The sequence below is a fragment of the Arthrobacter sp. Br18 genome, assembly GCF_000520555.1.
Lineage (GTDB): Bacteria > Actinomycetota > Actinomycetes > Actinomycetales > Micrococcaceae > Arthrobacter_D.
In genome coordinates this window covers 8,024-18,541 of sequence record NZ_KI914882.1, presented here as the reverse complement: position 1 = coordinate 18,541, position 10,518 = coordinate 8,024, and the positions used below count along the sequence as shown (strand labels likewise).

General features: G+C 64.8%; 10 protein-coding genes. 7 read left to right on the top strand and 3 right to left on the bottom strand.

Going from position 1 to position 10,518, the window contains the following annotated elements:
• Positions 1-278 precede the first annotated feature (278 nt).
• Both Y704_RS0113765 and Y704_RS0113760 read left to right on the top strand, forming a co-directional pair.
• Complete coding sequence (locus Y704_RS0113765; RefSeq protein WP_026550548.1) at positions 279-662, top strand: DUF485 domain-containing protein; 384 nt, start codon at positions 279-281, stop codon at positions 660-662.
• 32 nt (positions 663-694) lie between these two features.
• Positions 695-2,296, top strand: coding sequence for a solute symporter family protein (locus Y704_RS0113760; protein ID WP_035772839.1), 1,602 nt, complete (start codon positions 695-697; stop codon positions 2,294-2,296).
• 136 nt (positions 2,297-2,432) lie between these two features.
• Here the strand turns inward: Y704_RS0113760 and Y704_RS0113755 are convergent, their stop codons facing one another.
• The gene (locus Y704_RS0113755; RefSeq protein WP_026550546.1) at positions 2,433-2,909 is read right to left on the bottom strand and encodes an Lrp/AsnC family transcriptional regulator; all 477 of its coding nucleotides are present in this window, start codon (positions 2,907-2,909) and stop codon (positions 2,433-2,435) included.
• 210 nt (positions 2,910-3,119) lie between these two features.
• Between Y704_RS0113755 and pdhA the strand changes: the two genes are divergently transcribed.
• The 4 genes from pdhA to Y704_RS0113735 all read left to right on the top strand — a co-directional run bounded on the left by pdhA (position 3,120) and on the right by Y704_RS0113735 (position 7,505).
• Entirely contained in the window at positions 3,120-4,241 is a 1,122-nt protein-coding gene (gene pdhA, locus Y704_RS0113750; RefSeq protein WP_026550545.1) for a pyruvate dehydrogenase (acetyl-transferring) E1 component subunit alpha, read from the top strand.
• Between the two features lie 2 nt (positions 4,242-4,243).
• Positions 4,244-5,251 carry an alpha-ketoacid dehydrogenase subunit beta gene (locus tag Y704_RS0113745; protein ID WP_026550544.1) on the top strand — a complete coding sequence of 336 codons (1,008 nt, stop codon included), beginning with the start codon at positions 4,244-4,246 and terminating at the stop codon, positions 5,249-5,251.
• 8 nt (positions 5,252-5,259) lie between these two features.
• Positions 5,260-6,771, top strand: coding sequence for a dihydrolipoamide acetyltransferase family protein (locus Y704_RS0113740; RefSeq protein WP_026550543.1), 1,512 nt, complete (start codon positions 5,260-5,262; stop codon positions 6,769-6,771).
• Positions 6,772-7,088: 317 nt separating this feature from the next.
• Entirely contained in the window at positions 7,089-7,505 is a 417-nt protein-coding gene (locus tag Y704_RS0113735) for a hypothetical protein (RefSeq protein ID WP_026550542.1), read from the top strand.
• 53 nt (positions 7,506-7,558) lie between these two features.
• On the opposite strand, the gene Y704_RS0113730 is transcribed toward Y704_RS0113735, so the two are convergent.
• Together Y704_RS0113730 and Y704_RS0113725 are read right to left on the bottom strand one after the other, a co-directional pair.
• Positions 7,559-8,026 (bottom strand): GNAT family N-acetyltransferase, encoded by a 468-nt coding sequence (locus Y704_RS0113730; RefSeq protein WP_081747663.1) that lies wholly within the window; start codon positions 8,024-8,026, stop codon positions 7,559-7,561.
• Positions 8,027-8,104: 78 nt separating this feature from the next.
• Positions 8,105-8,719 (bottom strand): TetR/AcrR family transcriptional regulator, encoded by a 615-nt coding sequence (locus Y704_RS0113725; protein ID WP_026550540.1) that lies wholly within the window; start codon positions 8,717-8,719, stop codon positions 8,105-8,107.
• A gap of 119 nt (positions 8,720-8,838) precedes the next feature.
• Between Y704_RS0113725 and Y704_RS0113720 the strand changes: the two genes are divergently transcribed.
• On the top strand, positions 8,839-10,443 hold the full coding sequence (locus tag Y704_RS0113720) for a carboxyl transferase domain-containing protein (protein WP_026550539.1): 1,605 nt from the start codon (positions 8,839-8,841) through the stop codon (positions 10,441-10,443).
• Positions 10,444-10,518 lie beyond the last annotated feature (75 nt).

Genomic DNA, 10,518 nt, shown 5'->3' with positions numbered 1-10,518 from the left:
GACGCCGCCGTCGTGCACGACGCACGCCGTCACCGACCTCGCCGGCCACGTCCGCCTGTGGCCACGACTACCGCCGCTGTTCGCCGCCCGCGTCCGTTCACCGCATGCTGCTACCGTTCACCGCACTTCGAGCCGCATTCGGCGATCCACCCTGTGGCGGGACTGGAAATCCTGCGCGCCGGACCGCACAGTGATGGGAGTCACACCGATGTGCCGAACTCTGCCTGGCGACGAAAGCCGGCTGCGGTGAGGGGAATCGCCTAATTGGAGGAGGAACAATGGGTTCGCACCCAGTTGAACCGGACGCTGGATCACCAGCTGCCGTGGACTTCACGGAAGTCCAGCAAAGTGAGCAGTTCAAGGAACTGCGCAAGCGCCATCGCAGCTTCGTCTTTCCCATGGCAGTGGTCTTCCTGCTCTGGTACTTCGCCTACGTGCTCCTGGCCGACTACGCCCACGAGTTCATGGCCACCCCGGTATGGGGCAACATCAATATCGGGATCATCCTGGGTCTGCTGCAGTTCGTCAGCACGTTCGGCATCACCATGTGGTACGTCAGCTACGCCAACAAGCGGCTCGACCCGATCGCGGCGAACCTACGGCATGAACTCGAAGAAGCAGCCCCCGAAGCATTCAGTGACACAACAGGCGGAAAGAAATGACCAACACCCTGAGCGCGGGCCTTTCCCTGCCGATGCAGACCGCCGAATCCACCCAGGTGGGGGAGCCATGGCTGAATATCCTCATCTTCGGCCTGTTCGTCGCGATCACGCTGGTGATCGTGCTCCGCGCGAGCCGCAACAACAAGACCGCGGCCGACTACTATGCCGCGGGGCGATCCTTCACCGGCCCGCAGAACGGCACGGCGATCGCCGGTGACTACCTGTCGGCGGCTTCCTTCCTCGGCATTGTCGGCGCGATCGCCATCAACGGCTACGACGGCTTCCTCTACTCAATCGGCTTCCTCGTGGCGTGGCTGGTGGCACTCCTGCTGGTCGCCGAGCTCCTGAGGAACACCGGGAAGTTCACGATGGCGGACGTCCTGTCCTTCCGCCTCAAACAGCGTCCGGTGCGAATCGCGGCAGCCATCACCACGCTTGCCGTCTGCTTCTTCTACCTCCTCGCACAGATGGCCGGTGCGGGCGGACTAGTGTCGCTCCTGCTCGGCATCAACGATCGCGTGGGCCAGTCCGTCGTCATCACGGTGGTGGGCGTCCTGATGATCATGTACGTACTCATCGGCGGAATGAAGGGCACCACCTGGGTGCAGATCATCAAGGCCTGCCTACTCATCGCCGGTGCGTTCATCATGACCGTCTGGGTGCTGGCCATCCACGGCTTCAACCTCTCCACCCTGCTGGGTGCCGCGATCGAAACCTCCGGCAACGCGGCAATCACCAGCCCGGGCCTGCAGTACGGACTCAACGCGATCACGAGGCTCGACTTCCTGTCCCTCGCCCTCGCACTGGTCCTCGGTACCGCTGCCCTGCCACACGTGCTCATGCGCTTCTACACGGTCCCCACCGCGAAGGAAGCACGGCGTTCAGTAGTGTGGGCCATCTGGCTCATCGGCGCTTTCTACCTGTTCACCCTTGTCCTCGGCTACGGCGCCAGCGCACTGATCGGCGCAGACCGCATTGCCGCGGCACCGGGCGGCGTCAACTCCGCGGCACCACTTCTCGCCTTCGAGCTGGGAGGCTCGCTGCTGCTGGGACTGATCTCGGCTGTCGCCTTCGCAACGATTCTCGCAGTAGTGGCAGGCCTGACCATCACGGCTGCCGCATCCTTCGCCCACGACATCTACGCCAATGTGATCCGCCGCGGCAAGGTGGACCCTGACGGCGAGGTCAAGGTCGCACGGCGCACCGTCGTCGTGATCGGCCTGCTGTCGATCGTCGGGGGTATCGGCGCGCAGGGACAGAACGTGGCCTTCCTGGTCGCGCTCGCCTTCGCCGTCGCGGCGAGTGCGAACCTGCCCACCATCCTCTACTCGCTGTTCTGGAAGAAGTTCAACACCCAGGGTGCTGTGTGGAGCATGTACGGCGGCCTCGGGTCCGCGATCCTGCTGATCGCCCTTTCACCGGTGGTATCCGGCGGAGAGAAGTCGATGATCCAGAACGCCGACTTCTCGATCTTCCCGCTCAGCAACCCGGGCATCGTCTCGATCCCGCTGGCATTCTTCCTCGGCTGGCTCGGCACCACACTGTCGAAGACCACCGAGGATCCGATGAAGCAGGCGGAGATGGAAGTACGGTCGCTGACCGGCGTCGGAGCCGAGAAGGCCACCGACCACTAGAACGGAAAGTACACCGCAGCACGAAAGGCCCGGCCCCTGCTCTCGGGGGCCGGGCCTTTCTGTCGTGCTTCGGCTACCCGAAGACGGCCGGGGCGCGCGTGCTTATGGTGCGGGTCCCTGACAGCTTGCGCGTCCTTCACGACGCCGGCCGGGGCCCCCGTGCCAGCAGCGGCTCCACGCGGAACGGGACAAGTTCGCCCATCGCGAGGGAGGTGTCACACCGTTCCACCCCCTCGCAGGCAAGAATTTTCCCATTGATCCGGAAGAGGTCCTCGGCGTCGGCGGATACCACCCGGACCAGGATGTCGGCCTGTCCGGTGATTCCGAAGGCCTCGATGACTTCGGGGATCTCGCTGATGCTCTGCGTGATACTGACGAGTTTCTGCTGCTGGACGTGGACGTGGATGAAGGCCGTCAGGGGATAGCCGAGCGACGCCGGATTGATCCGCCGCTCGAAAGACAGGAACACCGACTTCTTCTCGAGCTGGGCCATGCGTGCCTGCACCGTGTTGCGGGAAAGTCCCAGTTTCTCGGCAAGAGCCACCACGGTGCGCCGTGGGTCCTTGGCCAGGGCCAGCAGCAGTCGCGTGTCAGTACCGTCCAGGGGTTGCATAGTGCCCAACGCTAGCATGGCGCCGCACCCTTAAACAGAGCACATTGCTCACTGAAAGTAGGATCGGTTGTGCTGCCTGTGTCCTGTGAGTAGTGTCACACGTAGTTCAGGTAAAGGTGCCTGGAGCCCTGACCAGCCCGCTGAGGCGGCCGGAAAGGGAAACTGCCGTGAGAGGTGCGTGCGATTGTGGCCCTGAGTGAAACCGGCGATGTGAGTGTCCAGGACGGTGTCGGAGAAGGCGCCGCCGGCTCGAACCTGATCCAACTGGTCGACGCCCTCGGCGTCCGGCACCCGAACCCCCATTACGACCCCCTCGTAGCCGACGTCGACGGGGCTGCCCTGCGATCCCTGTACGAGGACATGGTGGTGGTGCGGCGCATCGATTCCGAAGCCACCGCGCTGCAGCGCCAGGGCGAGCTTGCGCTGTGGCCCCCGCTCCTGGGGCAGGAAGCCGCGCAGATCGGCTCGGGCAGGGCGCTGCGGCAGGACGACTTCGTGTTTTCGAGCTACCGCGAAAATGCGGTGGCCTACTGCAGGGGAGTGGACCTCACGGACCTGCTTCGGGTCTGGCGCGGCAACGCGTCGTCGGGCTGGGATCCCTACACCATCAACATGGCGACCCCCCAGGTCATCATCGGAGCCCAGACCCTGCATGCCACCGGCTATGCGATGGGCATCCTGAACGACGGCGCGGATTCAGTGGCGGTCACCTACTTCGGCGACGGCGCTACCAGCCAGGGCGACGTGAACGAAGCGATGGTTTTCGCCGCCAGTTACCAGGCTCCCGTGGTGTTCTTCTGCCAGAACAACCACTGGGCCATCTCCGAGCCCGTGGGTCTCCAGGCCCACGTGCCGATCGCCGATCGGGCCCCGGGTTTCGGCATCCCCTCGGTCCGGGTGGACGGCAACGACGTCCTGGCATGCCTCGCCGTCACGCGCGAAGCACTCGACCGGGCACGGTCGGGCGGCGGCCCCACCTTCATCGAGGCTGTCACCTACCGGATGGGCCCGCACACAACGGCCGACGACCCGTCCCGGTACCGGGATGCCAACGAACTCGAGGACTGGGCTGCGAAGGACCCGCTGGCGCGAATCGCAGCACTCCTGGACTCCATGGACCTCCTCGACGCCGACTACGCCGACTCGGTGAAGGCAAAAGCCGACGGCGTCGCCGCAGAGCTGCGCGCGGGGTGCCTCGGCATGGCGGAACCCGCACCGGGTGATGTCTTCAAGCACGTCTACAGCGCACCGAACTCCTGGCTCGACCGGCAGCAGGACCACTATGAGCGGTATCTGCTCTCATTCGGCAACGGAACCACGGAAGGGGACTGAAGATGTCCACCATGACATTCGGCCGCGCAATCAACGCAGGACTGCGCCGCGCTATGGACAACGATCCCAAGGTCATCCTGATGGGCGAGGACATCGGAAAGCTGGGGGGAGTCTTCCGGATCACCGACGGACTTCAGAAGGACTTCGGCCCGCACCGCGTACTTGACAGCCCCCTCGCCGAGGCCGGGATCATGGGCACCGCGGTGGGCATGGCGTACCGGGGATACCGCCCGGTGGTCGAGATCCAGTTCGACGGTTTCATCTACCCGGCGTTCGACCAGATCGTCTGCCAGGTCGCGAAGATCCACTACCGCACGCAGGGCGCCGTCAAGATGCCCATCACCATCCGGGTGCCTTTCGGGGGCGGCATCGGATCACCCGAGCATCACTCGGAATCACCGGAAGCCTACTTCACCCACACGTCGGGGCTCCGCGTGATCAGCGTCTCCAATCCCCAGGACGCGTACACCATGATCCAGCAGGCCATCACGAGCGATGACCCCGTGCTGTATTTCGAGCCGAAGCGCCGCTACCACACCAAGGGCGAGGTGGACGAGGGAGTGGACCCGTCGGCGTCGGACATGGGTGCCGCCCACGTGGTCACCGAGGGACACGACGTCACCCTGGTCACGTACGGCCCGCTGGTTCCGACGGCGCGGGACGCAGCGATCGCAGCGTCCGACGACGGCGTATCTGTGGAAGTCATCGACCTGCGCTCACTCGCGCCGATCGACTACGCCACCGTGGAGGCCTCCGTGCGGAAGACCGGGCGCCTGGTGATCACTCACGAGGCTGCGCAGTCCGGAGGGCTGGGCGCCGAGATCGCAGCGAGCATCACCGAGCGCTGCTTCGACCACCTGGAGCATGCGCCGGTACGCGTCACGGGATTCGACATCCCCTACCCGTACTCGAAGCTCGAGTTCCACCACCTGCCCGACCTCGATCGGATCCTCGACGGTGTGGACCGCGTTCTGGGCCGGCGCAACTCACTGAGCGGACTTGAAAGGTAGTGCCAGGCATGATCAAGGAGTTCAGGCTTCCCGACCTCGGCGAGGGCCTCACCGAGTCGGAAATCGTCAGTTGGCATGTTGCAGTCGGCGACACGGTCGAGCTCAACCAGGTGATTGCCGACGTCGAAACCGCGAAGGCGGTCGTGGAGCTGCCCTCACCCTACGCGGGCGTCATCGCCCGGCTGCATGAGCAGCCCGGCACCGTGGTGGAGGTGGGAGCGACGATCGTGTCGTTCGACATCCCGGTCATCGGGAACGAAGCCGATCCTCCTGCACGGCGTGAGCCGAACCTCGTGGGTTACGGTGCCGCCGTTGAGAAAGGCGGCAGGCCGCAGCGCAGGGTGCGGGACTTCGCGGAAGACAGCGGCAGCGCAGCGGCGGTACAGCCGATGCCGGATCGTCCCGCGGCCGCAAGGTCTGTCCCAGCAGTACCTGCAGTGCCAGCTCACCCGGCGGCCGTGCCGGTTGCGCCGACGCACGCCGCGCCTGCGGCTGCAGCACCAGCCCGCCAGGGACCCGCGCCCGATTCACCGGTGCCTGCGGTGCGCCCGGCGCACGCCGCGCCGCTGGTGTCGGCAACGGGGGAGCGTCCGCGCTCCACGCCGCCTGTACGGAAGCTGGCTCGCGACCTCGGCTTAGTGCTCGATTCGGTGCACGGCTCGGGCCCTGGGCAACTGATCACCCGTGAGGATGTCCTGAACGCTCTAGCGGAACAGGGAGGGTCCGCAGCGGGCACCGTCGGGTATGGGCCGGGTGTGTCGGAGGGTGCCGCCGGCACCGGGGACGCGGTGTCGGATGGAAGGGGCCTGCCGCCTGCGTCCGGAGAAACGCGAATCCCGATCAAGGGCGTCCGCAAGCACACGGCTGCGGCAATGGTGGCGAGTGCCTTCACGGCCCCCCATGTGACGGAGTTCCTGACGATCGACGTCACACCGACCATGGAGCTCATCAGCAAGCTGAAAGCCTCGCGTGCATTCGCCGACGCGCGCATTACTCCCCTGACGATCGTCGCAAAGGCTGTGTGTATCGCCGTTCGCCGTCAGCCGTCGCTCAATTCGTCCTGGGATGCTGCCGCCAACGAGATCGTGCAGTACTCCGCGGTGAACCTCGGCATCGCGGCTGCCACACCGCGCGGGCTTCTGGTTCCCAACATCAAGGACGCCGGAGCGCTCAATCTCCTTGAGTTGTCCGCTGCGCTCAAGACACTGACGGATACCGCCCGTTCAGGGAAGACGAGCCAGGCCGACCTCTCCGGCGGGACGCTGTCCATCACGAACATCGGCGTGTTCGGCATCGATGCCGGAACACCGATCCTCAATCCCGGCGAAGCAGCCATCCTCGCTGTGGGTGCGGTGCGTCGTGCGCCCTGGGAGTACGAGGGGGAGGTTGCACTGAGATCGGTGATGCCGTTGAGCCTGTCATTCGACCACCGTCTGGTCGACGGCGAACAGGGGTCGCGCTTCCTTGCGGACATCGGCGCCATCCTGTCCGACCCGGGAATGGTCCTGACAATGGTCTGATACCTTGCGTCCGTGTCGGGCGCTGTTGGGGCTGCCGGCCGTGACCACGTCCCCTGGTGCCCTATCGTCCAGAACCCTTGGACGACCCTCGACGGTTCTGCAGCCTCCGATCACGTAGCGATCCACTCTGCCGGGATGGTTCACGCCTCGACGGAATTGCCGGCAGCCGACGGATCCACCGGGCCTGCCTGAATGCTGCGGTGAAGTCCGCGCTGGAGTGATCAGTAACCGCGGAAAATGTGGCTCTGTCGGAGCATTCGTGCTCTGATTGTTTTACCAGTTGCCGTTTGGAGATCTCCGTGCATGCAGGAGCTGTCATGACCGATACAGGTGACCTCACGATCGCCCTTCCGGATCGCATGCACTTCGCTGCGCAGCTGGTCGTTCTCACGAGGTTCGTGGCGGCGGTGTGTTGGTTCGGCGTCCTCGTCATGCTCGGTGTCATGTCGAACGGCGTCGTCCTGGTGCTGCTGGGCATACCCACGGTCGTTACCTTCACGGCGATCTGGGCTGCACGTGGTTACACAAGGCATGCCTTCGGCGTGCCGCCCGTCTTCGGTACGGAGGTCAAGGTGCCTGTCTTCTATGCGGCGGTTCTTACCTGGTTCGGTGCAGCTTTCCTCCTGTTCAGCGAGGTGAGCGCAATAGTGCTCATCGCATTGCCGCTCTTTGCTACCTTCGGAGCCTATGCGGCGAGCAAGCGCCTGAAGAGACTCGTCGCGGAAGCGGGTTGACCGAACAACTCGATCCCGCACATCCTCGGTGCAGCTTTCCTGAGCTGCAAGGCCTACTGCAGTTCGAGGATCAGCTCCCGAACCACGGCGCCGCGGGCACTGGCGAAGCCCTGTGTCTCACCGACGTGCTTGAAGCCCCACCTCTCGAGGATGCGGATCGAATTCACGTTGTCCACCACCGCGCGTGCACGCAGGGGCCGGTCGGTGACCTCGTCCAGGAACTGTCCCACTGCCGCCGTCGTAATGCCCTGTCCCCAGCTGGCCTTGTCGATCCAGTAGCTGATTTCCGGGATGTCGCCGTCGTGGTAGGCAAGGATGCTGCCGACAACGCGGCCATCGGACAGGATGGTACGGACCGTGATTTTCGGATCGTTCAGGATGTCCTGCCAGTGGTGATCGAAGACACCGCGGTCCGAGGGATTCTTTGCTGCGAAAGCGGCCATATGGTTGGCACTAGGATCCAGCTGATGCGAGAAGAAGTCGTCAAGGTCGGCAGATTCGACGGGGCGAAGCTCAATCACAGCGGAACTCGATTCATTAAGGATCACGGTCTAGGAAAACAGCGTACTAGGTCGGTACGACGGGACAGGAGCCGGGCTTCAGGGGATCCTCACCGCGGCCCAGGCCATGTCCTCCAGCAACCCGCGCAGGCCCGAGAGGTCCAGGCCTGTCCTGCCGCCGTGGGTGGTGTGGGGGGTGGAGTTGATGAGGCCGAACACGGCGTGTGCCTTTCGCCGCAGCCGAATGCGGTCCGCGTCCGGCGACAGCTCCGCGAGGACGTCCACCCAGACCTCGAGATAGCGGCGCTGAAGGGACCGCACCAACTGCTCGGCCTCGCGGGGAAGGCTGCTGAGATCACGGTCCTGTACCCGGATGACAGTGGCCTTCCGCAGGGCGAAGTCCACCTGGAAGCCGATCAGGCTTCTCAACGCTGATTCGGGATCCGTCGATGTCGCCACCACTGCCCGGCTGCCCTCCAGGAGATCCTCGCTGACGCCGGTGAGGAGTGCTGACAACACTGCGGGCTTGCCGCTGAAGTGGCGGTAGACTGCCGGACCGCTGACCCCGGCCGCGGAGCCGAGGTCCTCGATCGATACGCCGTTGTAGCCTCGCTCGGCGAAAAGCTGCGCCGCGGCGTCGAGCAGGGCCGCCCGCCGGGAGGCTTTGGCGATGCTGCGGCCGGTCAGGCGGTCCTCAACGGGTAGAACTTCCATGGGGATCCTTCGCTTCTCGCACTTGGATGCTTTTATTGTGGTGGACACCACGGTTAATAGCCACTAACCTAAATCCGGTTAGTGTCTGCTAACTGAAGCTACCGCAAGGATACTGATCGATGGAGACACTGGCGTCGAAGGTTGATACGACCTCCCCGGAATTCCTTGAAAACGATCGGGCCCAGCAGCAGCTCGTCGGAATACTGCGTGCCCGGCTTGCCGAAGCCGCACTCGGGGGCCCCGAAAGCTCGCGGGAACGCCACCTCGCCCGCGGCAAGCTGCTCCCGCGCGAGAGGATCGACCAACTGCTCGACGACGGCAGCCCTTTCCTCGAAATAGCACCGCTGGCCGCCCACGAGCTGTACGACGGCGAGTGTCCCGGTGCCGGCGTCATCGCGGGGATAGGGCTGGTCCACAGCCGGCACGTCCTCGTGATCTCCAACGACGCCACGGTGAAGGGCGGTACCTACTACCCCCTGACGGTGAAGAAGCACCTCCGCGCGCAGGAGATCGCCCTTGAGAACAACCTGCCGTGCATCTACCTGGTGGACTCGGGTGGCGCCTACCTGCCCAAGCAGGACGAGGTGTTCCCGGACCGGGACCACTTCGGCCGCATCTTCTTCAACCAGGCGCAGCTCTCCGCCAGGAAGATACCGCAGCTGGCCGCTGTGCTGGGGTCCTGCACCGCGGGTGGCGCGTATGTACCCGCCATGAGCGACGAGACAGTGATCGTCCGGAACCAGGGCACCATCTTCCTGGGAGGCCCGCCGCTGGTGAAGGCGGCCATCGGCGAGATCGTCACCGCCGAGGAGCTGGGCGGAGGGGACGTTCATTCCCGGATCTCGGGCGTGACCGACCACCTGGCGGAGAACGACCAGCATGCGCTGGAGATCATCCGCGATATCGTTTCCACGCTGCCCGAGCCGCATCCCGCCTGGCAGCCCGCGGCGTCTGTGGTGCCCGTGCAGGATCCCGCTGAGCTCTACGGGGCTGTTCCCATCGACGTCAACGCCTCCTATGACGTCCGCGAGATCATCGGCAGGCTGGTGGACGGCAGTGAATTCCATGAGTTCAAGCGGGAGTACGGCACCACCCTGGTCACGGGTTTCGCGAAGCTGCACGGCCATCGCGTGGGCATCGTCGCCAACAACGGAGTCCTGTTCAGCGAATCAGCCCTCAAGGGCGCCCACTTCGTCGAACTGTGCGACCAGCGCGGCACCCCGCTGATCTTCCTCCAGAACCTGTCCGGTTTCATGGTGGGCAAGGACTACGAGGCGGGGGGTATCGCCAAGAACGGCGCCAAGATGGTCACTGCCGTGGCAACATGCCGGGTGCCCAAGCTGACTGTGATCATCGGTGGTTCGTTCGGTGCAGGCAACTACTCGATGTGCGGACGCGCGTATTCGCCGCGGTTCCTCTGGATGTGGCCGGCCAGCAGAATCTCGGTGATGGGTGGGAACCAGGCGTCGGCGGTACTCGGAACGGTCAAACGGGACCAGCTCGAAGCCCGGGGTGAGGACTGGAGCGCGGAAGGTGAGGAAGCGTTCCGGGCCCCCATCCGCGACCAGTACGAAGCTCAGGGAAGTCCCTACTACTCGACGGCCCGCCTCTGGGACGACGGCATCATCGATCCGGCGGACACCCGCACGGTGCTCGGGCTGGCGCTCGATGTCTGCGCCAACGCACCCCTGCCCGACACCTCCTTCGGCCTCTTTCGGATGTGACAGCCATGCACCCTTATTCCACCAGCAACCTCCCTTCCAGCACGACGGCGGCGGGCGCGCCAGCCGCGCGGACGG

Coding starts and splice junctions, on each gene's coding strand:
- Y704_RS0113765 (WP_026550548.1), top strand. CDS start 279: ATGGGTTCGCACCCAGTTGAACCGGACGCTGGATCACCAGCTGCCGTG.
- Y704_RS0113735 (WP_026550542.1), top strand. CDS start 7,089: ATGACCGATACAGGTGACCTCACGATCGCCCTTCCGGATCGCATGCAC.
- Y704_RS0113740 (WP_026550543.1), top strand. CDS start 5,260: ATGATCAAGGAGTTCAGGCTTCCCGACCTCGGCGAGGGCCTCACCGAG.
- Y704_RS0113755 (WP_026550546.1), bottom strand. CDS start 2,909: ATGCAACCCCTGGACGGTACTGACACGCGACTGCTGCTGGCCCTGGCC.
- Y704_RS0113745 (WP_026550544.1), top strand. CDS start 4,244: ATGTCCACCATGACATTCGGCCGCGCAATCAACGCAGGACTGCGCCGC.
- Y704_RS0113725 (WP_026550540.1), bottom strand. CDS start 8,719: ATGGAAGTTCTACCCGTTGAGGACCGCCTGACCGGCCGCAGCATCGCC.
- Y704_RS0113720 (WP_026550539.1), top strand. CDS start 8,839: ATGGAGACACTGGCGTCGAAGGTTGATACGACCTCCCCGGAATTCCTT.
- Y704_RS0113760 (WP_035772839.1), top strand. CDS start 695: ATGCAGACCGCCGAATCCACCCAGGTGGGGGAGCCATGGCTGAATATC.